The 25,991-nt window shown below is 71.2% G+C and carries 22 protein-coding genes; 9 read left to right on the top strand and 13 right to left on the bottom strand.

All coding sequences use genetic code 11. From position 1 onward, the window contains the following. Positions 1 to 31 precede the first annotated feature (31 nt). From OG959_RS21220 to OG959_RS21190, 7 genes are all read right to left on the bottom strand, one after another. Positions 32 to 823 (bottom strand): class I SAM-dependent methyltransferase, encoded by a 792-nt coding sequence (locus OG959_RS21220; RefSeq protein WP_326660686.1) that lies wholly within the window; start codon positions 821 to 823, stop codon positions 32 to 34. Between the two features lie 43 nt (positions 824 to 866). Then, the gene (locus tag OG959_RS21215; protein WP_326660684.1) at positions 867 to 1,439 is read right to left on the bottom strand and encodes a hypothetical protein; all 573 of its coding nucleotides are present in this window, start codon (positions 1,437 to 1,439) and stop codon (positions 867 to 869) included. Between the two features lie 82 nt (positions 1,440 to 1,521). Continuing rightward, the gene (locus tag OG959_RS21210; protein ID WP_326660682.1) at positions 1,522 to 2,013 is read right to left on the bottom strand and encodes an acetyltransferase; all 492 of its coding nucleotides are present in this window, start codon (positions 2,011 to 2,013) and stop codon (positions 1,522 to 1,524) included. A 140-nt stretch (positions 2,014 to 2,153) separates the two neighbouring features. Then, positions 2,154 to 4,004 carry a dihydroxy-acid dehydratase gene (gene ilvD, locus OG959_RS21205; RefSeq protein WP_326660680.1) on the bottom strand — a complete coding sequence of 617 codons (1,851 nt, stop codon included), beginning with the start codon at positions 4,002 to 4,004 and terminating at the stop codon, positions 2,154 to 2,156. Positions 4,005 to 4,165: 161 nt separating this feature from the next. Next, a complete protein-coding gene (locus tag OG959_RS21200) occupies positions 4,166 to 4,849 on the bottom strand; it encodes a TetR/AcrR family transcriptional regulator (protein WP_326660678.1) in 684 nt (227 codons plus the stop codon). Beyond that, the gene (locus OG959_RS21195; protein WP_442805753.1) at positions 4,846 to 5,655 is read right to left on the bottom strand and encodes a sugar phosphate isomerase/epimerase family protein; all 810 of its coding nucleotides are present in this window, start codon (positions 5,653 to 5,655) and stop codon (positions 4,846 to 4,848) included. Before OG959_RS21195 ends, OG959_RS21200 begins: the two co-directional genes overlap by 4 nt. 109 nt (positions 5,656 to 5,764) lie before the next feature. Beyond that, positions 5,765 to 6,715, bottom strand: coding sequence for a Ppx/GppA phosphatase family protein (locus OG959_RS21190; protein WP_326660674.1), 951 nt, complete (start codon positions 6,713 to 6,715; stop codon positions 5,765 to 5,767). Positions 6,716 to 6,799: 84 nt separating this feature from the next. On the opposite strand from OG959_RS21190, the gene OG959_RS21185 reads away from it, so the two are divergent. Next, the gene (locus tag OG959_RS21185; RefSeq protein ID WP_326660672.1) at positions 6,800 to 7,648 is read left to right on the top strand and encodes a hypothetical protein; all 849 of its coding nucleotides are present in this window, start codon (positions 6,800 to 6,802) and stop codon (positions 7,646 to 7,648) included. Between the two features lie 14 nt (positions 7,649 to 7,662). Here the strand turns inward: OG959_RS21185 and OG959_RS21180 are convergent, their stop codons facing one another. Further along, on the bottom strand, positions 7,663 to 9,594 hold the full coding sequence (locus OG959_RS21180) for a hypothetical protein (RefSeq protein WP_326660670.1): 1,932 nt from the start codon (positions 9,592 to 9,594) through the stop codon (positions 7,663 to 7,665). Positions 9,595 to 9,778: 184 nt separating this feature from the next. On the opposite strand from OG959_RS21180, the gene radA reads away from it, so the two are divergent. Beyond that, on the top strand, positions 9,779 to 11,191 hold the full coding sequence (gene radA / locus OG959_RS21175) for a DNA repair protein RadA (RefSeq protein ID WP_148020034.1): 1,413 nt from the start codon (positions 9,779 to 9,781) through the stop codon (positions 11,189 to 11,191). A 125-nt stretch (positions 11,192 to 11,316) separates the two neighbouring features. Next, complete coding sequence (disA, locus tag OG959_RS21170) at positions 11,317 to 12,441, top strand: DNA integrity scanning diadenylate cyclase DisA (protein WP_114245192.1); 1,125 nt, start codon at positions 11,317 to 11,319, stop codon at positions 12,439 to 12,441. Positions 12,442 to 12,573: 132 nt separating this feature from the next. Here the strand turns inward: disA and OG959_RS21165 are convergent, their stop codons facing one another. After that, positions 12,574 to 13,356, bottom strand: a complete 783-nt coding sequence (locus OG959_RS21165; protein WP_326666523.1) for a hypothetical protein — start codon at positions 13,354 to 13,356, stop codon at positions 12,574 to 12,576. 379 nt (positions 13,357 to 13,735) lie between these two features. Here OG959_RS21165 and OG959_RS21160 point away from each other — a divergent pair, with 379 nt between their 5' ends. The 5 genes from OG959_RS21160 to cseC all read left to right on the top strand — a co-directional run bounded on the left by OG959_RS21160 (position 13,736) and on the right by cseC (position 18,343). Next, positions 13,736 to 14,638 (top strand): A/G-specific adenine glycosylase, encoded by a 903-nt coding sequence (locus tag OG959_RS21160; RefSeq protein WP_326660668.1) that lies wholly within the window; start codon positions 13,736 to 13,738, stop codon positions 14,636 to 14,638. Between the two features lie 205 nt (positions 14,639 to 14,843). Beyond that, positions 14,844 to 15,488, top strand: coding sequence for a SigE family RNA polymerase sigma factor (locus tag OG959_RS21155; RefSeq protein WP_326660666.1), 645 nt, complete (start codon positions 14,844 to 14,846; stop codon positions 15,486 to 15,488). Then, positions 15,476 to 16,252, top strand: coding sequence for a hypothetical protein (locus OG959_RS21150; protein ID WP_442805607.1), 777 nt, complete (start codon positions 15,476 to 15,478; stop codon positions 16,250 to 16,252). The genes OG959_RS21155 and OG959_RS21150 overlap by 13 nt, the downstream gene beginning before the upstream one ends. 10 nt (positions 16,253 to 16,262) lie before the next feature. Further along, positions 16,263 to 16,967, top strand: coding sequence for a two-component system response regulator CseB (gene cseB, locus OG959_RS21145; protein WP_326660664.1), 705 nt, complete (start codon positions 16,263 to 16,265; stop codon positions 16,965 to 16,967). Beyond that, complete coding sequence (gene cseC / locus OG959_RS21140) at positions 16,964 to 18,343, top strand: two-component system sensor histidine kinase CseC (RefSeq protein WP_326660662.1); 1,380 nt, start codon at positions 16,964 to 16,966, stop codon at positions 18,341 to 18,343. Before cseB ends, cseC begins: the two co-directional genes overlap by 4 nt. Positions 18,344 to 18,416: 73 nt before the next feature. On the opposite strand, the gene OG959_RS21135 is transcribed toward cseC, so the two are convergent. Next, positions 18,417 to 19,994, bottom strand: a complete 1,578-nt coding sequence (locus OG959_RS21135) for an MDR family MFS transporter (protein WP_326660660.1) — start codon at positions 19,992 to 19,994, stop codon at positions 18,417 to 18,419. Between the two features lie 122 nt (positions 19,995 to 20,116). On the opposite strand from OG959_RS21135, the gene OG959_RS21130 reads away from it, so the two are divergent. Beyond that, a complete protein-coding gene (locus OG959_RS21130; RefSeq protein ID WP_326660658.1) occupies positions 20,117 to 20,701 on the top strand; it encodes a TetR/AcrR family transcriptional regulator in 585 nt (194 codons plus the stop codon). Between the two features lie 21 nt (positions 20,702 to 20,722). Here OG959_RS21130 and OG959_RS21125 read toward each other — a convergent pair whose 3' ends face one another. The 3 genes from OG959_RS21125 to OG959_RS21115 form a co-directional block, all read right to left on the bottom strand. Continuing rightward, positions 20,723 to 21,457 (bottom strand): M23 family metallopeptidase, encoded by a 735-nt coding sequence (locus OG959_RS21125; RefSeq protein ID WP_326660656.1) that lies wholly within the window; start codon positions 21,455 to 21,457, stop codon positions 20,723 to 20,725. A gap of 418 nt (positions 21,458 to 21,875) precedes the next feature. Further along, positions 21,876 to 23,063: a PQQ-binding-like beta-propeller repeat protein gene (locus OG959_RS21120; RefSeq protein WP_326660655.1), complete on the bottom strand. Its 1,188-nt coding sequence runs from the start codon at positions 23,061 to 23,063 to the stop codon at positions 21,876 to 21,878. A gap of 220 nt (positions 23,064 to 23,283) precedes the next feature. Then, a complete protein-coding gene (locus OG959_RS21115) occupies positions 23,284 to 25,812 on the bottom strand; it encodes an ATP-dependent Clp protease ATP-binding subunit (RefSeq protein ID WP_148020025.1) in 2,529 nt (842 codons plus the stop codon). Positions 25,813 to 25,991 lie beyond the last annotated feature (179 nt).

Raw genomic sequence — 25,991 nt, 5'->3', positions numbered from 1 at the left:
CGCCGTCAAGGGACCGGGCAGGGCCGGACTGTCAGCGGACGGCGACGTTCAGGTCGACGACGTATGCCTCCTCGACCGTGCCGTCCGGGAAGAGCCGCGCGAGGTGCTCGCGCTCCTCCGCGAGGAAGCGCCGGGTGGGTTCCTCGCCGAGGACCAGGAACGCGGAGTGGCTGCCGAGGTTGTCGAGGTGTGTGGTGAGGGCGACGCGCCGGGTCCAGGGGATACGGCGGTGCTCGAAGGCGAGCTCGGGCAGCAGACCGCGGGTGCGGGCGGGCGCGCCGTGGGCGCTTTCGTCCTCGGCCCCGACCTCGTCGCGGAAGAAGTGCCGCAGCCGGGTGTCCTGGTCGGCGACCCACGGGACGGTGTGGTCGGAGACGTTCCACCAGAGGGCGAGCGCCCCGCCCGGCCGCAGAACGCGCAGGGCCTCGGGCGTTGAGCGGGCGCGGTCGGTCCAGTGCCAGGACTGCGCGTACGTGATCAGGTCGGCCGAGGCCGGGGCAAAGGGGAGGCTGTTGCCGTCACCCCGCACCAGCGGAACGTGCGGCAGGGACCGGCGCAGTTCGGCCGCCATGCCGGGTCCCGGCTCCACGGCGACGACGCGGGCGCCGCGGTCGTGGAGGCGTCGGGTGGAGATGCCGGTGCCCGCGCCCACGTCGAGCGTGCGGGCACCGTGCAGGGGCAGGCCCGCGAGTTCCTCGACGGCGTCGAAAAGAGCGGCGGGGTAGCCGGGGCGGGCGGCGGCGTACTGGGCGGCCGCCCCCTCGAAGGACAGAGCGCGGGAGGGGCGCGCGGCGGCGTGTTCCGGGGAATCCGTTGCGGTCATGGGGCCATCGTGGCCCCCGGCCGTACGGGACGGGCCGGGTCCCCTACTTGCGCCGCGGCTTCTTCGCCTTGGCCGCCTTGCGGGCCGCCGGGTTGCCGGTCCTGGACGAGCGGCGCTTCGCGAACCGGACCTGGGCCGCCTCGTACTCCGCGCGGCGGAGCTTCTCGCCCGGCGCCTCGGTGAACGTACGGAAGAAGTACGCGAGGAGCGAGCCGACGAAGCCGATGGTCTTGAGGCCGCGCAGCGTGTCCTCGCGGGCCGGGTCGGCCGGGCGGCGGCTGAAGCCCTCCCACGTCTTGCGGAACGCGACCGCGCTGCAGATGGCGAACATCAGGACGACCAGCAGGCCGACGAAGCTGCCGACATCGGCGATCTCCAGGCCCTGGTAGGCGAAGCGGAGCACGAAGCAGGAGGCGACCGCGGCGGCCAGCGACCCGATGGCCGCTCCGGCCCTGCGGAGCCCGTAGTTGCCGTCGTGGGCGACCCAGGTCGTGCCGAAGAAGCGGATGGGCTCGGGCTGCGGGCCGGGGGCGGTCGCGGGGGTGCCGGTGGGCGTCGCGCCGGACTCGGTGGTGCCGGGAGCCGTGCCGTCGGGGGTGTCGCTGTTCTCGGTCACGCGACCGATTATCCCAGGGTCGGGGCGGAGCCCGGGCAGCCGTGCGCGGCGGCGCCGCGCACGGTGCGGGTGCGGGTGCCGTTCAGCCGCAGTGTTCCCAGGAACTCGTGTAGGTGTACGTGCCGACACCTGCCTCGATCATGCCGCCCCACTTCACACAGCGGCTGCCCGCGGCGAGCCTGACGGGTCCCGCGTACGAGGAGTACGCCCCCTGGTCCTTGGCCTGGCCCTTGCCGTCCCCGTCCACGTCGAGCCAGGCGCCGGTGGTCAGCGCGTAGCCGCTGGTGGAGGCGGAGTGGAAGGTGACGACGCAGTTGGACCTGGTGCTCGCGTTGTAGAGGAGATGGACGCGGGCCAGTTCGGTCGACGCGTTCCGGAACGCGTGCGAGTCGATCTGGGTGTACCCGGATCCACAGATCCCCGCCGGGGTGGCGGCCGCCGTGGCCGCGCCGGCCGGGGTGGCGCCGGCCGGGGTGGCGCCGGCCGGGGTGGCGCCGGCCGGGGTGGCGCCGAGTGCCGCGAGGGCGGCGACGGCCGCCGCGATGATCGCCGGGCGGCGTACGGAAGTGCGCATGCTCCCCCAATCATGATCCTTGCATGACAAGGGTGCGAGCCTACTGCGAGCAGACGGTCACGGGGAGTTGGTTTCACGCCACACGCGCTGTGGCGGACCGCGCTTCCGGCCCCTCCGGGGAGGGGCCGGAAGCGGGTGGCTCAGCCCAGCTTGGAGACGTCGCGGACGGCACCGCGGTCCGCGCTCGTCGCCATGGCCGCGTAGGCGCGCAGCGCCGCCGAGACCTTGCGCTCACGGTTCTTCGGCGCGTACACGCCGTTCAGCGCCTCGCGACGGGCGGTCAGCTCGTCGTCGGCCACGAGGAGCTCGATCGAACGGTTCGGAATGTCGATCCGGATCCGGTCGCCGTCCTCGACCAGCGCGATCGTGCCGCCGGACGCCGCCTCGGGCGAGGCGTGGCCGATGGACAGGCCCGACGTACCACCGGAGAAGCGGCCGTCGGTGATCAGCGCGCAGGTCTTGCCGAGGCCCCGGCCCTTGAGGAACGAGGTCGGGTAGAGCATCTCCTGCATGCCGGGTCCGCCGCGCGGGCCCTCGTAACGGATGACGACGACGTCGCCGTGCGTGATCTCCTTGCGGAGGATCTTGTCGACGGCGTCCTCCTGGGACTCGCAGACGACCGCCGGACCCTCGAAGGTCCAGATCGACTCGTCGACGCCGGCCGTCTTCACGACGCAGCCGTCCACGGCGATGTTCCCCTTGAGGACCGCGAGGCCGCCGTCCTTGGAGTACGCGTGCGCCACGTCGCGGATGCAGCCGCCGGCCGCGTCCAGGTCGAGGGTGTCCCAGCGCTCGGACTGCGAGAACGCGGTCGCGGAGCGGACACAGCCCGGGGCCGCGTGCCACAGCTCGACGGCCTCGGGGGACGGCGAGCCGCCGCGGATGTCCCAGTTCTTGAGCCACTCGGCGAGCGTGTCGGAGTGCACCGAGTGCACGTCCTCGTTCAGCAGACCGCCGCGGTGGAGCTCACCGAGGAGGGCGGGGATGCCGCCGGCCCGGTGGACGTCCTCCATGTAGTACGTACCGCCGGGGGCCACGTTGGGCGCGACCTTGGAGAGGCACGGGACCCGGCGGGAGACCTCGTTGATGTCGTCGAGGTTGTACGCCAGCTCGGCCTCCTCGGCGGCGGCCAGCAGGTGCAGGATCGTGTTGGTCGAGCCGCCCATGGCGATGTCCAGCGCCATCGCGTTGTCGAACGCGGCGCGGGTGCCGATGGCGCGCGGCAGGACCGTCTCGTCGTCCTGCTCGTAGTAGCGCTTGGTGATCTCGACGACCGTGCGGCCGGCGTCCTCGTACAGCGCCCTGCGAGCGGTGTGCGTGGCGAGGACGGAGCCGTTGCCGGGGAGGGAGAGACCGAGGACCTCGGTCAGGCAGTTCATCGAGTTGGCGGTGAACATGCCGGAACAGCTGCCGCAGGTGGGGCAGGCGTTCTCCTCGATCCGGAGGATGTCCTCGTCGGAGATGCTCTCGTCGACCGCGTCACTGATGGCGTTGACCAGGTCCAGCTTGCGGACCGTGCCGTCGACGAGGGTGGCCTTGCCGGCCTCCATCGGGCCGCCGGAGACGAAGACCGTGGGGATGTTGAGACGCATCGCGGCCATCAGCATGCCCGGGGTGATCTTGTCGCAGTTCGAGATGCAGATCAGCGCGTCGGCGCAGTGCGCCTCGACCATGTACTCGACGCTGTCGGCGATGAGGTCGCGGGAGGGCAGGCTGTAGAGCATGCCGCCGTGGCCCATGGCGATGCCGTCGTCCACCGCGATGGTGTTGAACTCGCGGGGCACCGCGCCGGCGGCCTTGATCGCCTCGGAGACGATCCGGCCGACGGGGGCGAGGTGGGTGTGGCCGGGGACGAACTCCGTGAAGGAGTTGGCGACCGCGATGATCGGCTTGCCGATGTCCTCGCTCGCTACGCCCGACGCGCGCATAAGGGCGCGGGCGCCCGCCATGTTGCGGCCGTGGGTGACAGTGCGGGACCTCAGCTGGGGCATCGTCTCTCGCTCCTTCGACAGAAAAGACTGGTTCCGAGCGTACGCCTCCGGTGCCAGGATCTGGACAGGGTGTCCGGAATGCGGGATGCGGTGCTCAGGGGGTGGGCGGGGGTGAGTGCAGTGTGGGTGCGGGGTGCGGGCGGACCGTGGGGGCCCCGATCTCAATCGCCGGAGGGGCTTGGATGGCCCGGGCCGTCCGGATCGGTGGAGGGGCTGGGGCTTGAGTTGTCCGTCAGGTAGCGCTGCAGGGTGGGGGCCACCATCTCGATGATCTTTTCCGGGGGCGCCGATGCCAGGGGCTCCGCCTTGAGCACGTACCGCAGCATCGCGATGCCCACCATGTGCGAGGCCGCCAGTTCGGCGCGGAAGGTGGCGTCGGGTACGTCGAGCTGTTCCGCGATCCGTCCGAGCAGGCGGCGCAGGACGAAGCCGCGCAGGACGCTCGCCGCCGCCTCGTTGGTCAGGGCCGACCGCAGGACCGCCAGCAGCGGTGTCCTGGACGCCGGGTTCTCCCAGATCGCGATGAAGTAGCGGGCCAGCCGCTCCCCCAGGCCGTCCTTGTCGCCGCCCAGGATCGTCGGGACCACCAGGGCGGGCTCGAAGGAGAGCTCGATCGCGGCGGCGAAGACCTCGTCCTTCGTCCCGAAGTAGTGATGGACCAGCGCGGGGTCCACGCCCGCCGTCTTCGCGATCCCGCGGACCGACGTCTTGTCGTAGCCGCGTTCGGCGAACTCCGTGCGGGCGGACTCCAGGATCCGGGTACGCGCGTCGGGACCCGCCGTCGCCGTGGTGCGGGCGGGACGGCCGCGGCGCCTGGGGCCCGGGGCTTCGGCACCCGGGGTCACGGGCGCGGCACCTGCGCGGAGGAGGCGAGGTGCAGCCGGGTGAAGGCGAGCGCCTCGGCGAGGTCGGCCTCGCGTTCGGCGGTGGACATCGCGCGGCGCGTGTTGACCTCGATGACGACGTGGCCGTCGAAGCCGGTACGGGCCAGCCGCTCCAGCAGTTCGGCACAGGGCTGGTCGCCCCGGCCGGGCACCAGGTGCTCGTCCTTGCCCGAGCCCTTGCCGTCGGCCAGGTGGACGTGGGCCAGCCGGTCGCCCATCCGGTCGACCATGGCCATGCCGTCCGTCCGTGCCGTCGAGGTGTGCGACAGGTCGACCGTGAAGTGGCGGTAGTCGTCGTTGGCGACGTCCCAGTCGGGGGCGTACGCGAGCATCTCGCGGTCCCGGTAGCGCCACGGGTACATGTTCTCGACGGCGAACCGGACATCGGTCTCGTCCGCCATCCGCCAGATCCCCGTGACGAAGTCGCGGGCGTAATTGCGTTGCCAGCGGAACGGGGGGTGGACGACGACCGTCGACGCACCGAGCTTCTCGGCGGCGGCGCGCGCCCGCTGGAGCTTCACCCAGGGATCGGTGGACCAGACCCGCTGCGTGATCAGGAGACAGGGGGCGTGAACGGCCAGGATCGGCACCTGGTGATAGTCGGAGAGCCGGCGCAGGGCCTCGATGTCCTGGCTGACGGGGTCGGTCCAGACCATGACCTCGACGCCGTCGTATCCCAGGCGCGCGGCGATCTCGAAGGCCGTCGCCGTCGACTCCGGATAGACCGAGGCCGTCGACAGGGCGACCTTCGCATCCGGGATGCGCACCACTGGTTCTGCCACGCAGACAGCGTACGGGCAGCGATGCGCGGCGCCGAGGGCGTCCGGCCGAAAGTGAGAAGGGCCATGACGGCGACACGCCCGGGGGCGGCCCCTTTCAGTTGAGGGCCACGTCCTCGCTCGACGTCAGGTGGTCCAGGCGGCGCAGGATCACTCCCTCGCGCAGCGCCCAGGGGCAGATCTCCAGGTCCTCGACGCCCAGGAGGTCCATCGCCCCCTCCGCGACCAGCGCGCCCGCCAGCAGCTGGGCGGACCGTCCCTCGGAGACGCCGGGCAGGGTCCCGCGCTCCTCCACCGTCATCGCGGCGAGCTTCGGCACCCACTCCTCCAGGGCCTTGCGGCTGAGGGTGCGCTGCACGTACAGCCCTTCGGTGGAGCGTGCGGCACCGGCGATCCTGGCGAGCTGCTTGAAGGTCTTGGACGTGGCCACGACATGGTCGGGGCGGCCGAAGCGGGTGAACTCGCCGACGCTGCGGGCGATCCGCGCCCGTACATGGCGGCGCAGCTCCTTCACCTGTGCCGGATCCGGCGGATCGCCCGCCAGCCAGCCGGCCGTCAGACGTCCGGCGCCCAGCGGCAGCGACACGGCCGCGTCGGGCTCCTCGTCGATGCCGTACGCGATCTCCAGCGAACCGCCGCCGATGTCCAGGACCAGCAGCTTCCCCGCCGACCAGCCGAACCAGCGCCGCGCGGCGAGGAAGGTGAGGCGGGCCTCCTCCGTGCCGCTGAGGACGGCGAGGTCGACACCCGTCTCGTCCCGCACCCGGGCGAGCACCTTGTCGGCGTTGCTCGCCTCCCGCACCGCGGAGGTGGCGAACGCCAGCACGTCCTCGCAGCCCTTGTCCTCGGCGGCCTGGAGCGCACCGGCGATCGTCGTCACCAGCCGGTCCACGCCGAGCGGGCCGATCGCCCCGTCCCCGTCGAGGAGCTCGGCCAGGCGCAGCTCCGCCTTGTGCGAGTGCGCGGGCAGCGGGCGGGCGCCGGGGTGCGCGTCGACCACCAGCAGATGAACCGTGTTCGACCCCACGTCGAGGACTCCGAGTCTCATATGCAGAACGCTACTGCGGCTTCGGGCGGGGGTGGACCGGCGCACTGTCTCCGCCCATGCGCCCCGCGGTCTTACTCTGGGCGCGTGCCAAAGACGAAAAAGGCGAAGCCGGGCAAAGTCACGAAGAAACAGAAGACGAAGCAGGAGATGCAGCAGCCGCAGACAGACGGACCCCAGGGGTCCGACGAGACGGGGATCGACTTCGCGCGGGCGTGGGTGGAGTTCCCGGACCCCGCCGATGACGAGCAGGTCTTCCGATGTGACCTGACCTGGCTGACGTCCAGGTGGACCTGCATCTTCGGCAGTGGCTGCCAGGGCATCCAGGCCGGTCGCGCGGACGACGGGTGCTGCACCCTGGGCGCCCATTTCTCGGACGAGGACGACGAGAAGCGGGTGGCCGGTCATGTCGCCCGGCTCACCCCGGACCTGTGGCAGTTCCACGACGTGGGCACGGAGTCGGGCTGGGTCCAGACCGATGACGACGGGGAGCGCCAGACGCGGCGCTGGGAAGGGTCCTGCATCTTCCAGAACCGTCCCGGATTCGCCGCGGGAGCCGGCTGCTCCCTGCACATCCTGGCGCTGCGGGAGGGCAAGGAGCCCCTGGAGACCAAGCCGGACGTGTGCTGGCAGCTGCCGGTCCGGCGTACGTACGACTGGATCGACCGGCCCGACGACACGCGCATCCTCCAGGTGACGATCGGTGAGTACGACCGCCGGGGCTGGGGACCGGGCGGGCACGACCTGCACTGGTGGTGCACGTCGGCGACATCGGCGCACGGTGCCGGAGAGCCGGTGTACGTGTCGTACCGGCCGGAGCTCACGGAGCTGATGGGCAAGCAGGCGTACGACCGGCTGGTCGAGCTGTGCGAGGAGCGGCTCTCCTCGCTGCTGCCGATGGCCCCCCACCCGGCGGACCCGGTGAACCCGGCGTAGGGCCCCCGGGCCCGTCAGTCCGCCGCCGGCGGGGTGCTCGGGCCCTTGCCCGGGTCCGCCGGGGACGGGGAGTCCGTCGTCGGGTCCGGGGACGGACTCGGTGAACCCGGGTCCGTCGGCGTCGGGGTGTCCGACGGGCCGGGTGTCGGCGTGGGCGTCGGGTCGGGGTCCGGTGAGGACGGCGACGGCTCCTGCGGAACGGGCGGGTGCGGGCGGACCGGGCCGCTCGGCAGGGGCGGCCGCGGTGCGGTGGTCGACGCCGGTCCGCCGTACCCGTGCATCGCCACGACCGACCCCGAGGGGGCGACGGCGATCCGTGCCGTCCAGTACCCGTCCGGTTCGCGCGCGTGGTCCACGAGGACGCGGACCGTGATGCTGTCGCCCGCCGCGAGCGTTCCCGAGGTGCTGCTCATGCGCAGCCAGGACTGGCCCGTGCCGGCCGACCAGACGACCGGGCCCGTCTTCGACGCGGTGAGCGTGATCGTCGTCGTGCCGCCGGAGGACCGGGCCTCGACGGTGAGGCGGCCCGCGGCGGCCCCCGCGCCGCCCCCGTCCGGGTCCGTACCCACGCTGATGACCTCGGCGGAGACGTCCGGGAGGCGGGCGCCGTCCGTGAAGCCGGGGCCGGGCTCGGGGCGGGCGTTGCCCGCGTTCTCGTAGTGGCCGTACGGGTCGTCGCTCTCGTGGTCGCCGTCCGCCTCGGTCGCGGTGACCGCCGAACCGTCGCGCCCCTCGCCGGTGAGCGGCGCGCCCCGGTAGGCGGACCACAGGGCGATCACGGGGGCGGCGACGACCGTGGCGACGACCGTCGTCGTCATGACCCTGGACCGCATCCGGTCCCGGCGCGCGGCGTGGTCCTTCGGGTCCATCGGGAAACCCGTCCGGTCGAACCGCGGAGTGGCGGACCGATTCTTCTGATGTTTCTGCGCGTACATCATCGCCACATAGGCGGAGGGGCGCGGCGCCTCGACGACCGCCAGCGCGGCCACGGGCGTGACCGCTGCGCCCGGCCAGGGGCCCTGGGCGCCGGCCCGCTCGGCGGCGCGGCGACAGCTCGGGCAGTCGTCCACATGCCGTACGAGCTCGCGGCGCAGGGTGGCGGAGAGCAGCACTCGGTGGTCGCCGGTGAGCCGGCCGACCGCGGGGCAGTTGCCCTTGTCGACGATCGCGAGGGCGGCCCTCGTCCGTTCCACTTCGCAGGCGGCTGCGGCCAGGAGCTCCCGGGCCGTCGCGGGTTCCAGCCCGAGGACGGCGGCGACCGCGCGCGGGGTGAGGCGGTGGCGGACCGCGAGCTCCAGCGCCTCGCGCTGTTCGGGGGTGGTGCCCGCCGCCTCGGGCCAGGCCAGCTGGGCCAGCTCCCGGCGGTGCGCCTCGGCGGATGCGGGGCTCTCCATGGGGACGGCGGAGGACAGGGGGACGGCGGGCGGGGCGGACGCCGACGCGGCGGACCGGAGCGCGGAGGACGTCGGGGGCGCGGAAGGCGCGGCGGGTGCTGCGGACGCCGGCTTCGTGGCGTGCGCGCCCCCGGGCGCACGCCGTCCCGCGCGGGCCCCCGGTACGGCGGTGGTGCGGTGGTCGTCCTGCGCCCTGGCCGGCTGCCTGCGCGCCTGCGGCCCGTCGGGCCTGCGGTGCGCCCGGCGGCCCTGCTTCTGCTCGCCGAGCCTGCGCAGGCACATCCACCTGGCCAGGGCGTACAGCCAGGTTCTGCGCTCCTCCTCGCCGGTGGGACACCGGCCGTTCTGCCGCTCGGCCAGCGCCAGTACGCCGCCGAGCGTCTCGGTGGCGGCGTCGTGGTCGCAGAGCACGGAGAGGCAGTACGTGAACAGGCCGTCGAGATGCGGCTCGTAACGGGCGGGAGGCCGCTTCGGCGAGGAGTGGGGCGCGCGGTGCTGCGCCCGGTGTGCGCCGGGGGTGTTCGTGGGGGTCTCCAGCCTGCTGCTCGTCACCTTGCGACCGTAGGCAGCGCGGGGCAGGGCCCTGGCACCCCTTGAGCACATTTAACCCTTACGGGTGAACGTATCGCTCAATAAGGGACAGGAATCCGTGATTCCGCGCCCACGCCCGGGCCCCGCCGCCCGCGCCCGCACCGCTGCGGGCCGCACTGTCCGACCCCACCTATACGGTGGCGCCATGGCTGCCCGTACGAAATCCGCGAAGGACCGGCCGTCCTACCGCTGCACCGAATGCGGCTGGACGACCGCCAAGTGGCTCGGCCGCTGCCCCGAGTGCCAGGCCTGGGGGACGGTCGAGGAGTTCGGCGGCGCCCCCGCGGTGCGCACCACGGCGGCCGGCCGCGTCTCCACCGCCGCGCTCCCCATCGGTCAGGTCGACAGCCGCCAGGCCACCGCCCGCTCGACGGGCGTGGGTGAGCTGGACCGGGTGCTGGGCGGCGGCCTGGTGCCCGGTGCCGTCGTGCTGCTCGCGGGCGAGCCCGGCGTGGGGAAGTCGACGCTGCTGCTGGACGTGGCGGCCAAGGCCGCGAGCGACGAGCACCGCACCTTGTACGTCACGGCGGAGGAGTCCGCCAGCCAGGTCAGGATGCGTGCCGACCGGATCGGGGCGATCAACGACCATCTGTATCTGGCCGCCGAGACGGACCTGTCCGCGGTCCTCGGCCATCTGGACGCCGTCAAGCCGTCCCTGCTCGTCCTGGACTCCGTACAGACCGTCGCCTCCCCCGAGATCGAGGGCGCGCCCGGCGGGATGGCGCAGGTCCGCGAGGTGGCCGGGGCGCTGATCCGGGCCTCCAAGGAGCGCGGTATGTCGACCCTGCTGGTCGGCCATGTCACCAAGGACGGCGCGATCGCCGGGCCCCGGCTGCTGGAGCACCTGGTCGACGTGGTGCTGTCGTTCGAAGGCGACCGGCATGCCCGGCTCCGGCTCGTGCGCGGCGTCAAGAACCGTTACGGGGCGACCGACGAGGTCGGCTGCTTCGAGCTCCACGACGAGGGCATCACCGGCCTCGCCGACCCTTCCGGCCTCTTCCTCACCCGCCGCGACGAGCCCGTGCCCGGCACCTGCCTGACCGTCACCCTGGAGGGCAAGCGCCCGCTGGTCGCCGAGGTGCAGGCCCTCACCGTCGACTCCCAGATCCCGTCGCCCCGGCGCACGACCTCGGGGCTGGAGACGTCCCGGGTCTCGATGATGCTGGCCGTCCTGGAGCAGCGCGGCCGGATCAGCTCGCTGGGCAAACGGGACATCTACAGCGCCACGGTCGGCGGCGTGAAGCTCTCCGAACCGGCCGCGGACCTCGCGATCGCGCTCGCCCTGGCCAGCGCGGCCAGCGACACACCCCTGCCGAAGAACCTGGTGGCGATCGGCGAGGTGGGGCTCGCGGGCGAGGTCAGACGGGTCACCGGGGTCCAGCGCCGACTGGCCGAGGCGTACCGTCTGGGCTTCACGCACGCCCTGGTCCCGACCGATCCGGGAAAGGTCCCGGCCGGTATGAAGGTCACAGAAGTGGCCAACATGGGCGATGCGCTCAGGGTGCTCCCGCGCCGCTCTCGCGCACAGGCCCCACAGGAGGACGGCGCACGCCGGTAGACTTTGCCCTGGTCTCGCCCGTCCGTACGAACGGTATGAGGGACATAGGGTCTTTCAACCGGATCGGGTTCGATCCGGACGAGAGGCCCCGAGGGGCACCGCAAACCTGTGACCGGAGGAGTGCAGTGGCAGCCAGCGACCGGGCAGCATCGCCCGGAAAGTCCGGCCAAGGCACCGGTAACGAGGCGCTGATGCGCGCCTCGTTGACCGCCGTCGCGCCCGGAATGGCCCTGCGGGACGGCCTGGAGCGCATCCTCCGTGGCAACACCGGCGGGCTGATCGTGCTCGGCATGGACAGGACCGTCGAGTCGATGTGCACCGGCGGGTTCGTGCTGGACGTGGAGTTCACCGCGACCCGGCTGCGCGAGCTCGCCAAGCTCGACGGAGCACTGATCCTCGACAAGGACATGACCAAGATCCTGCGGGCCGGCGTCCAGCTGGTCCCGGATGCCTCGATCCCCACCGAGGAGACGGGCACCCGGCACCGCACGGCGGACCGGGTCTCCAAGCAGTGCAACTTCCCGGTCGTCTCGGTCTCGCAGTCGATGCACCTCATCGCGCTGTACGTGGACGGGGAGCGCCGGGTCCTGGAGGAGTCCGCCGCGATCCTCTCCCGCGCCAACCAGGCGCTCGCCACACTGGAGCGGTACAAGCTCCGGCTCGACGAGGTCGCGGGCACGCTCTCCGCCCTGGAGATCGAGGACCTGGTGACGGTCCGGGACGTGACGGCCGTCGCCCAGCGTCTGGAGATGGTCCGCCGGATCGCGACCGAGATCGCCGAGTACGTGGTGGAGCTCGGGACCGACGGCCGGCTCCTCTCGCTCCAGCTCGACGAGTTGATCGCGGGCGTGGAGCCGGAGCGCGAGCTGGTCGTGCGCGACTATGTGCCGGAGCCGACCGCGAAGCGCTCGCGCACGGTGGCGGAGGCGCTCACCGAGCTGGACGCGCTGTCCCACACCGAACTGCTCGAACTCCCGGTCGTGGCAAGGGCGCTGGGCTACAGCGGCTCCCCGGAGACCCTCGACTCGGCGGTGTCGCCGCGCGGTTTCCGGCTGCTGGCGAAGGTGCCGCGGCTGCCCGGGGCGATCATCGACCGGCTGGTGGAGCACTTCGGCGGCCTGCAGAAGCTGCTCGCCGCGAGCGTCGACGATCTCCAGACGGTCGACGGTGTCGGCGAGGCGCGGGCGCGCAGCGTGCGCGAGGGCCTGTCGCGACTGGCCGAGTCGTCGATCCTCGAACGGTACGTGTAGCCGGGGCGGCAGCCCTGCCGGGAGCACCCGCCGCTCCGGCCGCTCCCGGTCGGTCCTCCGCGGCCCCGTCCCTCGCTGCCGTCAGCCGATCTCCGTCGCCAGCCGATCTCCGCTGTCAGCCGATCGCCGTCGTCAGTCCTTCGCGAGGACGAACGAGGCGCGCTGCACGGGCTCGCCCGGGGCCTTCGCCTCGACCAGGTACGTACCGGCGCCCACGGCCCCGGCGGGCGGCGTCGCGCACTTCGGGGCGCTCTTCGCGCGGTCCCACTCCACGGCGTGCTCGACGGTCGCACCGGCCGGCACCTTCAGCAGCACGGCGGCCGCGTCGCGCGGGCAGTCCTTGGAGGACCACACCTCCTCGTCGTCACCGCCGGCTTCCGTGACGGTGAGGACAGCGGACTTCGGGCCGAAGTCGGCCTTGCACGCGGTGGACGAGGTGTTCGTGGCGATCAGCCGGAACTTCGGCTTCTCGCCGGGCCCGTAACGGAGTTCCGTCTTCAGCGCCAGACGCAGCGCGGCGGGCGCGCAGTCCGGGAGCGAGGAGCCGGGTGGGAGCTGCTGCCCCGCGGTCGCGCTGCCTGAGCCACCGCCCGCGCCGGAACCGGCTTCCGTGTCAGCGCCGTTGCCGCTGTCGCCCGTTCCGTCACCGGTTCCGCCGGAGCCCGCGTCCGAACTTCCGCCGCCGCTCCCGCCGCTGCCGCCGGTGTCGCCCGACTCGTCGCGTCCGCCGGGCTGTTCACTGATCGCCGGGCCCGAACCGGAGGGGCCCGGCGTGATCGAGTTCACGGGACCGGAGCCGGGGGCCCGGGAGTCGTCGTGATTCCCCTTGCCGCCACCGTTGGTGACGGCCCATACGACCAGCAACGCGAGCAGCGCAATCAGCGTCGCCGCTACCGCCCTCCGTCGCCAGTAGATGGTGGAGGGAAGCGGCCCGATCGGATTACGCAGAGATCCCACGGCGCAAACTGTACGAGAGAACGGCACCAACTCCCGCCCCACCCGCCGCTACAGGCGTCCAAGTTTTGCGGATCATCATCCCGGGGCGGCCCGTTCCCGCTCCGCCCGCACGATCCGGACACCTCACGTGATCACGTAAACGCTTTGGGTGACCCCGCGCGGGGGCCATGGGCCAGTTGCCGCAACGGCTCGCGGGACGTGCGGCCACTTGCCGGAACGCGGGTACGGCGGGGCACGGAAAGAAGGGGGTCACTATCACTCCAAGGGCTGTCATGAGGGGCGACACCCCCGTGCCCCCGACCTCTCTCCACACTTCCGTGCCAGGATCGAGGGTGCGATGACTGCAACGACTGCGACACAGACGCCCCCCGCCTCCCTCCACACTCCCGTCATCGGGTGGTTCGACCAGCACGCCCGCGATCTGCCCTGGCGCCGCCCCGAAGCGGGGGCCTGGGGTGTGATGGTGAGCGAGTTCATGCTGCAGCAGACCCCCGTCAACCGGGTCCTCCCGGTGTACGAGCAGTGGCTGGCCCGCTGGCCGCGACCCGCCGACCTCGCAGCACAACCGCCGGGCGAGGCGGTCCGCGCCTGGGGCCGGCTCGGCTACCCGCGGCGGGCCCTGCGCCTGCACGGCGCCGCCCAGGCCATAACGGAACGGCACGGCGGCGACGTACCGAGCGAGCACGCCCAGCTGCTCGCACTGCCCGGGATCGGCGAGTACACGGCGGCGGCCGTGGCCTCGTTCGCCTACCGGCAGCGGCACGCCGTCCTCGACACGAACGTCCGCCGGGTGTTCGCCCGGGCCGCGACCGGCATCCAGTACCCGCCGAACGCGACCACCGCCGCCGAACGCAAGCTCGCCCGCGCCCTGCTGCCGGACGAGGACGAACAGGCCGCCCGGTGGGCGGCCGCGACGATGGAGCTCGGCGCCCTCGTCTGCACCGCGAAGAGCGAGGACTGCACGCGCTGCCCGATCTCGGAGCAGTGCGCCTGGCGGCTGGCCGGGAAGCCCCCGCACCAGGGGCCCCCGCGCCGCGGCCAGACCTACGCCGGTACGGACCGGCAGGTACGCGGCAGGCTCCTCGCCGTACTGCGCGAATCGGTGAACCCGGTGACGCAGTCGGCACTCGACGCGGTGTGGGAGGAGCCGGTGCAGCGGGCCCGCGCGCTGGACGGCCTGGTCGCCGACGGCCTGGTCGAACCGCTGGCGGGCGGTCAGTACCGGCTGCCGCTGACCTGACGGACCGGGCGGAGCCGTTCCCGTTCGCCGGGCCCTTTGTCCCTCTCCTCCTGCGCTGTTACACAACCGATGGGCAGCCGTGCGTCCGCGTACGGCTGCTCCGCACAGCCTCGTGACAACAGCTCCGTAGCGTCACCGACGTCAGCCCGACGACCAGGCGGCTGGCGGTGGTCTACGGGGTTTCACGGGGACGGAGGCGGTTGTCATGGCGCAGGGTGAGGTGCTCGGTTTCGAGGAGTACGTACGTACCCGGCAGGACGCGTTGCTGCGCAGCGCGCGCCGGCTGGTCCCCGACCCCGTGGACGCGCAGGACCTGCTGCAGACCGCGCTGGCCCGCACCTACGGCCGCTGGGACGGCATCGCCGACAAGTCCCTGGCCGACGCCTATCTGCGCCGCGTCATGATCAACACCCGCACCGAGTGGTGGCGGGCCCGCAAGCTGGACGAGGTCCCCACCGAACAGCTCCCCGACGCCAGCGTCGAGGACGGCACGGAGCAGCGCGCCGACCGCGCCCTGCTGATGGACGTCCTGGGCGTGCTGGCTCCCAAGCAGCGCAGCGTGGTCGTGCTGCGACACTGGGAACAGATGAGCACGGAGGAGACGGCCGCGGCGCTCGGCATGTCGGCCGGTACGGTGAAGAGCACCCTGCACCGCGCCCTGGCACGACTGCGCCAGGAGCTGGAGAGCAGGGAGGCGGCGAGCCGTGCGGAGCGGATCCGCGAGGACGGGGAGCGCGTGGCGGATGTCCGCGTCGTGGCGCCCCGGACCCCGGTCCGGTCGCGGGCACAGGCAGGGGCGACCCGGGAGGGGCGTCACGACGAGCGGGGGCGGGAGCGGTGCGCGGCCTGACAGGCAGCGGTGAGGGCGGCGGCGGGAGCGGCGGTCCACTCACCGGAGGACCCACGGGGGACGGGACCGGCTTCACCGGCGGACCCACGGGGGACAAAACCGGCGGCGGGCGGAGACCCCGGCTGACCACCTGGGCGGCGAGCAGCACGGCTCTGGCCGGCCTCGCCGCCTTCGGGCTGTTCGCCGTGAGCTGTTCCACCGGTGGCACCGGCACCCGGGACGAGGGCCCGGCGGGCACCCAGCCGGTCGCCCAGGTCACGCCCAGTGCCACGGACCCGTCCGCGGCGAGGCCGACGCCCCGGGTCGACGCGGTGGGGCTGCTCAAGGCGGATTCCGGGGTGAGCGAGCGGGTCAGGAGCGATCTGAGGCCCTGCACCGGTGACGAGTACCCGGTGGACACCTCGTACGGCACCCTGACCGGCGGCCCGTCCGCCGACGTGGTGGTGAACGTGATGACCTGCGGCGACTCGGTCGGCGTGGGCACCTATGTGTACCGGCCGCGGCCCGACGGTACGTACGAGAACGTGTTCACCATCGAGCAGCCCGCGGTCTACGGGACCATCGACCGCGGTGATCTCGTGGTGACGACGCAGGTGTACGGGAAGAAGGACGCGGTCGCCTACCCCTCGGGCGAGGAAGTGATCACGTACCACTGGGCGAACACCCGGTTCAGCGAGCAGGACCGGGTGCACAACGACTTCAACAGAGCCGTCGGTGCCGGGGACGGGGACTTCCCCGCGCCGGCCGAACCGACGAGGAACTGAGAGCAGTCCGATGGCCGAGACCCATGTTCTGTTCGTCGAGGACGACGACGTCATCCGCGAGGCCACCCAGCTGGCGCTGGAACGGGACGGCTTCGTGGTCACCGCGATGCCCGACGGCCTCCTCGGCCTCGAGGCGTTCCGCAGGGACCGGCCCGACATCGCGCTGCTCGATGTGATGGTCCCCGGCTTGGACGGGGTCAGCCTCTGCCGGCGTATCCGGGACGAGTCGACGGTTCCGGTCATCATGCTGTCGGCGCGGGCCGACTCGATCGACGTGGTGCTCGGTCTGGAGGCGGGCGCCGACGACTACGTCACGAAGCCGTTCGACGGAGCGGTCCTGGTCGCCAGGATCCGGGCGGTGCTCCGCCGCTTCGGCCATGCCGCGGGGAGCGGGGCGGGCGGCGGCGAGAGGGCCGAGGGGTCCGAGGGCGGCGTACTCGTCTTCGGTGACCTGGAGGTCGACACCGAGGGCATGGAGGTGCGCAAGGGCGGCGAGCAGGTGGCTCTGACCCCCACGGAGATGCGGCTGCTGCTGGAGTTCTCGTCCGCGCCCGGCACGGTCCTCTCCCGCGACAAGCTGCTGGAGCGGGTCTGGGACTACGGCTGGGGCGGCGACACCCGGGTCGTGGACGTCCATGTCCAGCGACTGCGTACGAAGGTCGGCCAGGACCGGATCGAAACGGTCCGCGGCTTCGGCTACAAGCTCAGGGCATGAGGCGCCCGGCCCTGCGGACGGGCGTCCGCTGGAAGATCAGCATCGCGATCGCGTCGGTCGGCGCCCTGATCGCCGTCGCGCTGAGCCTGGTCGTCCACAACGCCGCCAGGGTCTCCATGCTGGAGAACGCGCGCGAGGTCCAGCTGGAGCGGCTGAACTACGCCCAGCTGCTCTACGAGGCGACGAAGACGAAGAAGGCCGATCCCCGCTTCGGGGCGAAGCTCAACGATCCGACGATGCCGCAGAGCCTGCGCCAGGAGACCCGGCGCAACCGGCGCGCGACGCACGTCGAGGACGGCGGCGGAGTGCCCGACGTCTGGGCGGCCGTACCGCTGCCCGGCGGCGACGTGCTCTCGCTGCACACCCGGTTCGCCGACCGCTCCACCACGATCCTGGGCGATCTCGACCGGGCCCTGATCATCGGCTCGGTCTCGGTGGTCTTCGGCGGCTCCGCGCTGGGCGTGCTGATCGGCGGCCAGCTCTCGCGCCGGCTGCGCAAGGCGGCGGCCGCCGCCGGAAGGGTCGCGCAGGGCCATACCGATGTACGGGTCGGGGACGCCGTCGGCGGGGTCGTACGCGACGAGACCGATGAGCTGGCCGGCGCGGTGGACGCCCTGACGGACGCGCTGAACGAACGGATCGAGGCGGAGCGCCGGGTCACCGCGGACATCGCGCACGAGCTGCGCACCCCCGTGACGGGTCTGCTGACAGCGGCCGAGCTGCTGCCGCCGGGCCGTCCCACGGAGCTCGTACGGGACCGGGCGCAGGCGATGCGCACCCTGGTCGAGGACGTCCTGGAGGTGGCCCGGCTGGACAGCGCGTCCGAGCGGGCCGAGCTGCAGCAGGTCGCGCTGGGCGAGTTCGTCAGCCGCCGGGTGGCGCTGCTGGACCCCGAGGTGCGGGTCCAGGTCGTCCACGAGTCGTGGGTCAGCACCGATCCGCGCCGGCTGGAGCGCATCCTGTTCAATCTGCTGGGCAATGCCGCCAAGCACGGCTCCACCCCGGTGGAAGTGACGGTCGAGGGCCGGGTGGTGCGGGTCCGCGACCACGGCCCCGGGTTCCCGGCGGCGCTGCTGCGGGAGGGGCCGAGCCGGTTCCGTACCGGATCCACCGACCGGGCCGGGCACGGGCACGGGCTGGGGCTGACGATCGCGGCGGGTCAGGCCCGGGTGCTGGGTGCCCGGCTGACCTTCCGCAACGCGGCGCCCGAGGGCGCGGCCGAGGGCGCCGGCGGGGCGATCGCCGTCCTGTGGCTGCCCGAGCACGCGCCCACCGACACCGGCAGCTTCCCCATGCTCCAGCTGGGCGAGCAGCGCGGTCCCGAACCGAGGGCCGGCAGGAAGTCCGCCGGCCGCGGCGTCCACCCCGACCGCTGAGCGGCCGTTCCGCGCGGAGATGCGGGAAGGGCCGCGGGGTACGTACCCCGCGGCCCTTCCCGTATGAGGGGCCTTACACCGCGTCGACCACCGGGGCGGCCTTCTCCGGTCCTGCGCCCCGCAGCGGCACCTCCTTGACGAACAGCGCCGCCACCAGGGCGACCAGTCCGACCGAGGCACCGACCAGGAAGGCGATGTGCGTGCCGGACGCCACCGCGTACTCGTACGCCTCGCGCACCGGCACCGGCAGCTTCGCCAGGCTCGCCGCGTCCAGCTGGGCGCCGTGCATGGTGGCGCCCGCGCCGCCGCGGGCGGACATCTCGTCGCTCACCCGTCCGGTGAACAGCGCGCCCATGATGGCGACACCGAAGGAGCTGCCGAGCGTACGGAACAGGGTGGTGGAGGACGAGGCGACACCCATGTCCTTCATCTCGACGCTGTTCTGCGCGACGAGCATCGTGATCTGCATCAGGAAGCCCATGCCCGCACCGAGCACCGCCATGTAGATGCCCGAGGTGAACCGGGTGGTGTCCGTGTCCATCGTCGAGAGCAGGAAGAGTCCGGTGACCATCAGGATCGATCCCACGATCGGGAAGATCTTGTACCGGCCGCTGCTCGTGGTGATCCGCCCGGCGACCAGCGAGACGATCATCATCGCCAGGAGCATCGGCAGGAGCAGCAGTCCGGAGTTGGTCGCGGACGCGCCCTGGACGGACTGCTGGAACAGCGGCAGATAGAGCACCGCGCCGAACATCACGAAGCCCGCCATGAAGCCGACCACGGACATCAGCGTGAAGTTGGCGTTGCGGAAGATGTGCAGCGGGATGATCGGTTCCGCGGCCTTGGTCTCGACGAAGAGGAAGCCGGCGAGCGCGGCGACGCCGATCGCGATGAGCTCCATGATGACGGCGGAGTTCCAGTCGTACTCCGATCCGCCCCAGGTGGTCACCAGCACGATCGCGGTGATGCCGACGGTCAGCAGTCCGGCGCCGAGGTAGTCGACCTTCGCCTTGGTGCGTTCCCGCTTGGGCAGGTGCAGCACGGTGACGATCATGGCCAGGGCGACGGCGCCCAGCGGCAGGTTGATGTAGAAGCTCCAGCGCCAGCCGAGGTGGTCGGTGATGGTGCCGCCGACCAGCGGTCCGCCGATCATCGCGATCGCCATGACGCCGGCCATCATGCCCTGGTACTTGCCGCGCTCGCGGGGCGGCACGAGGTCACCGATGATCGCCATGACGCCGACCATCAGACCGCCGGCGCCGAGCCCCTGAATCGCCCGGAAGCCGATCAGCTGGCCCATGTCCTGGGACATGCCGCTGAGGACCGAGCCGATCAGGAAGATCACGATGGACGTGAGGAAGATGCCCTTGCGCCCGTACATGTCGCCGAGCTTGCCCCAGATGGGGGTGGAGGCGGCGGTGGCCAGGGTGTAGGCGGTGACGACCCAGGACAGGTGCTCCAGACCGCCGAGGTCACCCACGATGGTCGGCATCGCGGTGCCGACGATCAGGTTGTCGAGCATGGCCAGCAGCATGGCGATCATCAGGGCGAGCACCACCACCCGCACGCTGCGCTCTCTCGGGGCGGGTTTCTCCGCCGGTCCGGGCGGCGCTTCCGCCTTCCCGTCAGCCGCCTTCATCAGGTCCGCCATGTTCCCCAACTCCCCGGTTCCCCTGTACACCGGGCACTTACTTGCCGCCCGGCTAGTTGACTACACTAGGGGAAGGTAGCCCCGTAACTAGCCGGGCGTCAAGTAAGTTTTGGGAGAGCACCATGGGCAGCACGCCGCAGCCGCGCCGGGGCAACACCCGACAGCGCATCCAGGACGTCGCCCTGAACCTCTTCGCCGAGCAGGGCTACGAGAAGACCTCACTGCGTGAGATCGCCGAGCACCTCGACGTCACCAAGGCCGCGTTGTACTACCACTTCAAGACCAAGGAAGACATCCTGGTCAGCATCTTCGAGGACCTCAACCGGCCCGTCGAGGAGCTGATCACCTGGGGCGAGACGCAGCCGCGCACGCTGGAGACGAAGACGGAGATCCTCAGCCGCTACAGCGAGGCACTGGCGGGCGCCACCCCGCTCTTCCGTTTCATGCAGGAGAACCAGGCGACCGTGCGCGACCTGAGCATCGGCGTGACGATCAAGGACCGGGTCCTGGCGCTCGTGGACCTGATCAAGGATCCCCACGCACCGCTCACCGACCAGGTGCGGTGCTTCAGCGCGCTCTTCACCCTGCACGCCGGCATGCTCGCGCTGAAAGACGTCGACGGCGACCCCGAGGACAAGCGGAAGGCCGCCCTCGAAGTCGCCGTCGAACTGGTCACCCGGGCCCACGGCCCGGATTCCGCCCAGTAGCGGGGTGGTGTCGCGGTCGGATCAGACCGAGATGCCGTGCTTGTGCAGGTAGTTGACCGGGTTGACCGCCGAACCGTAGTTCGCGGTGGTCCGGATCTCGAAGTGCAGGTGCGGACCGCTGGAGTTGCCGGTGTTGCCGGAGAGAGCGATCTTCTCGCCCTTCTTCACGTGCTCGCCGATGTGCACCTGGATCTTCGAGAGGTGCGCGTACTGCGAGTACGTGCCGTTGCTGTGCTTGATCACGATGGCGTTGCCGTACGCGGGACCGTCGCCGCCGCCGTTCGGGCCGGCCTTCACGACGGTGCCGTTGTGCGCGGCCTCGACCTTGGTGCCGATCGGCACGGCGAAGTCCTGGCCGGAGTGCTTGTGCGCCCAGCGGGCTCCGTCGTTGCCGAAGGTCGCGCTCAGCTTGTAGTGGTGGACCGGGGTCTCCCAGGCGAGCTTCGCGGCCTTCTTGGCAGCGGCCTTCTTCTTGGCGGCCGCCTTCTTCTTCGCGGCGGCCTTCTTCTTGGACGCCTCGGCCTTCTTCGCCGCGGTGTGCTCGGCCGCCTTGCCCTGCGCGGCCGCCTGCTGGGCCACCGACTCGGCGGTGGTGGCGCTCGCGAGGCTCGCCGTACCGGTGGTGCCCGCCGTGCCGGCCGCGAACGCAGCGCCCGCACCGAGAACCATCGACGTCCCCAGGCCGGCTGCCACCACGGCGCCACGGACACGGGAAGCGGACGGGCGGCGGGTCTGGAACGTAACGCGCTTCGACATAAGCAGAAAACCTCCGGGATGACTGGACCCGGCGTCGTGCCGGGCTGGCCATACCTTGGTAACCCGCACCCCCGGATGCACTCAAACCCCCCATCTACGAAGAAAAGCCGTAGTCGGAGGCCCGGGAATTCGCTGCCACAGGGCCCGCTCCGCACCCCTCGACCGCTGCCGAAAGTCTTCGTCAGGACAGGTTTAACCCCAGTTCCAAACCATCCATACCGGACACAGCCCCGCCATCCAGGCAGTTCACCCCAAACCCCCGAAGGCCCCGCCGCACACCGGGCCGAAGGTCCCGCCCGCGATCAAGGCGTTTCCTCCTAACGCGCCTAGTAGGCCTCGAAAGGGCTGTGCGCCTTGTCACCGGCGGTGGGACCAAGGGCTGTCCGTTTCGGGACCTTCGGCCCGGGGTGTGACGGCGCTACCCGATGGGCAGCGCCGTCACCTTCTTCGCATGCAGAGCCACCAGCTGGTTCGCACCTGCGGCCAGATACCACCGCTGGAGGTCGCCACTGCCGTCGTTGTACGTCCAGTGCAGCTTCCCGCTACTGGGGTCGTAGGCGTGGATGCCGCCGTTCTTGTCGAACTCCGTCGCCCCGTAGAGGACGTCACCCACCTTCGCGAACTGCCAGGGGACGGCTACGTCCAGGCTCCCCTTTTCGTGCCAGTGCGCCTTCCCGGTCGCGGGGTCGGCCGCCCAGAGGCCGTGCGCGCTGTCGGAGACGTAGAGGACTCCGTCCAGGACCGCCGGGTCGTTGAACCGGCTGAACTCCTCGGTCCTGAAGGACCAGCGTTCCCTGCCGTCGGCCAGGTCGAAGGCACGCACCCGCTCCCCGTTGGCGAGGATGGCGAGACCGTCATGGACCACGAAACCGCGGTTGTTGGACCGGCCGATCTTCTTCGTCCAGATCTGGCGGCCCGTCACGGTGTCGCGCACCGTGAGGTTCTCCCGGAAGTCCGTGTAGACGAGACGCCTACCGGCCACCCGGGCGGTGATGCCGTTCTCCTCCGTCCCCTTGTCACGCTTCTCGCGCCAGAGGACCTTGCCCGAGGTGGTGTCGATCGCGGCGATCACGTTCTCCGGCGTCCTGAACTCCTTGTCCAGGATTCCCGCGACGACGTAGAGCCGGTTCGTGTCCACGGCGATGGGCCGGGGCTGGGAGTACTGCTTCCCCATATGGCTGCGCCAGGTGTCCTTGCCCGTCGCGGGGTCCAGCCCGACGACGTTCCCGTCGTAGCGGGCGCTCTGGAGGTAGAGCGTCCCGTCGCCGACCAGCATGGTGGCGCCCGGAGTGGTGACCTCGGCGCGGGACCAGATCTCCTTGCCCGTGGAGATGTCGCGGGCCACCAGCGGATCGCCCGAGACCAGGACGACGTTGCCCACGACCGCGATCGCGTCGATCCAGGCCAGTCCGTCGTATGTCGAGGCGTGCTGCCAGGAGGGCTTCGGCTTGCTCCCCACCGTCGGCGTGCTGGGCCTCGGCACGTCCGGTCCGCCGGCGCCCGGCTCGTCCTCCGGCCCGCAGGCCGATGCCCCGGCCCCCAGCAGTACCAGCCCTGCTCCCGCCAGCTTCACCAGCTGCCTACGTGACACATCGCTTCTGCGCATGATCCGCCCCGTCCCCCTCGCTGTTTCGTCCGCGCCCGGACGACGCGTCCGGAGCCGGGCCAGACTAGCCAGCGATTTTCCGCCCCTGCGCGGCGCGGACCCGACCGGGACATCTCTGTGACACGCCCGTCACTGTGTACGCAACAGCAAAGAGGCGGCCCCGAACCGGTGTGAAACCGGTCGGGGCCGCCTCTTCGTGCGCTCGGGCGCTAGGCGCCTGTCACGCTTCCTTCGTCATGTTCGGGCCGGCGCCGCCTGCCGCCTGCTCGATCGGGGGGACGTCGGGCAGAGCCGACTTCTCCTCGCCGCGGAAGGTGAACTTCTGCTCGTCACCCTCGCCCTCGGTGCCGACGACCACGATGTGACCGGGGCGCAGCTCACCGAAGAGGATCTTCTCGGAGAGGATGTCCTCGATCTCGCGCTGGATCGTCCGGCGCAGCGGCCGGGCGCCCATCACGGGGTCGTAGCCCTTCTTCGCCAGCAGGGACTTGGCGGCCGGGCTCAGCTCGATGCCCATGTCGCGGTCCCGCAGGCGCTCGTCCACCTTGGCGAGCATGAGGTCGACGATCTGGATGATGTCTTCCTCGGTGAGCTGGTGGAAGACCACCGTGTCATCGACACGGTTGAGGAACTCGGGCCGGAAGTGCTGCTTGAGCTCTTCGTTGACCTTCGTCTTCATCCGCTCGTAGTTCGTCTTGACGTCGCCCTGGGCGGCGAAGCCCAGGTTGAAGCCCTTGGAGATGTCCCGGGTCCCGAGGTTGGTCGTCATGATGATGACCGTGTTCTTGAAGTCCACGACCCGGCCCTGGGAGTCGGTCAGGCGACCGTCCTCCAGGATCTGGAGCAGGGAGTTGAAGATGTCGGGGTGGGCCTTCTCGACCTCGTCGAACAGGACGACGGAGAACGGCTTGCGGCGCACCTTCTCGGTGAGCTGGCCACCCTCCTCGTACCCGACGTAGCCGGGGGGAGAGCCGAAGAGCCGCGAGACCGTGTGCTTCTCGCTGAACTCCGACATGTCGAGGGCGATCAGCGCGTCCTCGTCACCGAAGAGGAACTCGGCGAGCGTCTTGGACAGCTCGGTCTTACCGACACCGGACGGACCGGCGAAGATGAACGAGCCACCGGGGCGCTTCGGGTCCTTCAGACCGGCTCGCGTACGGCGGATCGCCTGCGAGAGGGCCTTGATGGCGTCCTTCTGGCCGATGACGCGCTTGTGGAGCTCGTCCTCCATGCGCAGCAGACGGGAGGACTCCTCCTCCGTCAGCTTGAAGACCGGGATGCCGGTGGCGGTGGCGAGGACCTCGGCGATGAGCTCGCCGTCGACCTCGGCCACGACGTCCATGTCGCCGGCCTTCCACTCCTTCTCGCGCTTGGCCTTCGCCGCCAGCAGCTGCTTCTCCTTGTCACGGAGAGACGCCGCCTTCTCGAAGTCCTGGGAGTCGATGGCCGACTCCTTGTCGCGACGCACGCCCGCGATCTTCTCGTCGAACTCGCGGAGGTCCGGCGGCGCGGTCATCCGGCGGATGCGCATCCGGGAACCGGCCTCGTCGATCAGGTCGATCGCCTTGTCCGGCAGGAAGCGGTCCGAGATGTAGCGGTCGGCCAGCGTCGCGGCCTGGACCAGCGCCTCGTCCGTGATGGACACGCGGTGGTGGGCCTCGTAGCGGTCGCGCAGACCCTTGAGGATCTCGATGGTGTGCGGCAGCGACGGCTCCGCGACCTGGATGGGCTGGAAGCGTCGCTCGAGAGCGGCGTCCTTCTCCAGGTGCTTGCGGTACTCGTCGAGCGTGGTGGCACCGATGGTCTGGAGCTCGCCTCGCGCCAGCATGGGCTTGAGGATGCTCGCCGCGTCGATCGCGCCCTCGGCGGCGCCCGCACCCACGAGGGTGTGGAGCTCGTCGATGAACAGGATGATGTCGCCGCGGGTGCGGATCTCCTTGAGGACCTTCTTCAGGCGCTCCTCGAAGTCACCGCGGTAGCGGGAGCCGGCGACCAGCGCACCGAGGTCGAGGGTGTAGAGGTGCTTGTCCTTGAGGGTCTCGGGCACCTCGCCCTTGACGATGGCCTGCGCCAGGCCCTCGACGACCGCCGTCTTGCCGACGCCGGGCTCGCCGATGAGGACCGGGTTGTTCTTCGTACGGCGGGACAGCACCTGCATGACCCGCTCGATCTCCTTCTCGCGCCCGATGACCGGGTCGAGCTTGGATTCACGAGCGGCCTGGGTGAGGTTCCGGCCGAACTGGTCGAGCACCAGCGACGTGGAGGGCGTGCCCTCCGCGGGGCCGCCCGCTGTGGCAGCCTCCTTGCCGCCCGAGTAGCCGGACAGCAGCTGGATGACCTGCTGGCGCACCCGGTTAAGGTCGGCGCCCAGCTTCACGAGGACCTGGGCTGCGACGCCCTCGCCCTCGCGGATCAGGCCGAGCAGGATGTGCTCGGTGCCGATGTAGTTGTGGCCGAGCTGAAGGGCCTCGCGGAGCGACAGCTCCAGGACCTTCTTGGCTCGGGGTGTGAAGGGGATGTGGCCGGACGGGGCCTGCTGGCCCTGACCGATGATCTCCTCCACCTGCTGGCGGACCGCCTCGAGCGAAATCCCGAGGCTCTCCAGGGCCTTAGCGGCGACACCCTCACCCTCATGGATCAGGCCCAGGAGGATGTGCTCGGTGCCGATGTAGTTGTGGTTGAGCATCCGGGCTTCTTCCTGAGCCAGGACGACAACCCGCCGCGCGCGGTCGGTGAACCTCTCGAACATCGTTAATCGCTCCTCAGAGCGGTCAGGCAGTAAGGGGTCGGTCCCCTCCCTGTCCTTCCGCAGCTTAGTCCCGCAAGCGGGGACCGCTCATTTCAACTGCCGACACCCGGCCCTGCTTCCCGGGGGGATCTCCTGCCCCGAACGCCGACAACTGCTCCAACCCGATGGTGCGAGACGAT

The organism is Streptomyces sp. NBC_00385, assembly GCF_035917155.1.
In the GTDB taxonomy this organism is placed as follows: domain Bacteria; phylum Actinomycetota; class Actinomycetes; order Streptomycetales; family Streptomycetaceae; genus Streptomyces; species Streptomyces poriferorum.
Note: the sequence above shows the minus strand (reverse complement) of the source record. Positions and strands in the feature narration are given on the sequence as shown.

Excerpts from the sequence above, each read along its gene's own strand:
- OG959_RS21220 (WP_326660686.1), bottom strand. The coding sequence starts at position 823 with ATGACCGCAACGGATTCCCCGGAACACGCCGCCGCGCGCCCCTCCCGC.
- OG959_RS21210 (WP_326660682.1), bottom strand. The coding sequence starts at position 2,013 with ATGCGCACTTCCGTACGCCGCCCGGCGATCATCGCGGCGGCCGTCGCC.
- ilvD (WP_326660680.1), bottom strand. The coding sequence starts at position 4,004 with ATGCCCCAGCTGAGGTCCCGCACTGTCACCCACGGCCGCAACATGGCG.
- OG959_RS21190 (WP_326660674.1), bottom strand. The coding sequence starts at position 6,715 with ATGAGACTCGGAGTCCTCGACGTGGGGTCGAACACGGTTCATCTGCTG.
- radA (WP_148020034.1), top strand. The coding sequence starts at position 9,779 with ATGGCTGCCCGTACGAAATCCGCGAAGGACCGGCCGTCCTACCGCTGC.
- OG959_RS21160 (WP_326660668.1), top strand. The coding sequence starts at position 13,736 with ATGACTGCAACGACTGCGACACAGACGCCCCCCGCCTCCCTCCACACT.
- OG959_RS21155 (WP_326660666.1), top strand. The coding sequence starts at position 14,844 with ATGGCGCAGGGTGAGGTGCTCGGTTTCGAGGAGTACGTACGTACCCGG.
- cseB (WP_326660664.1), top strand. The coding sequence starts at position 16,263 with ATGGCCGAGACCCATGTTCTGTTCGTCGAGGACGACGACGTCATCCGC.
- cseC (WP_326660662.1), top strand. The coding sequence starts at position 16,964 with ATGAGGCGCCCGGCCCTGCGGACGGGCGTCCGCTGGAAGATCAGCATC.
- OG959_RS21135 (WP_326660660.1), bottom strand. The coding sequence starts at position 19,994 with ATGGCGGACCTGATGAAGGCGGCTGACGGGAAGGCGGAAGCGCCGCCC.
- OG959_RS21130 (WP_326660658.1), top strand. The coding sequence starts at position 20,117 with ATGGGCAGCACGCCGCAGCCGCGCCGGGGCAACACCCGACAGCGCATC.
- OG959_RS21125 (WP_326660656.1), bottom strand. The coding sequence starts at position 21,457 with ATGTCGAAGCGCGTTACGTTCCAGACCCGCCGCCCGTCCGCTTCCCGT.
- OG959_RS21120 (WP_326660655.1), bottom strand. The coding sequence starts at position 23,063 with ATGCGCAGAAGCGATGTGTCACGTAGGCAGCTGGTGAAGCTGGCGGGA.
- OG959_RS21115 (WP_148020025.1), bottom strand. The coding sequence starts at position 25,812 with ATGTTCGAGAGGTTCACCGACCGCGCGCGGCGGGTTGTCGTCCTGGCT.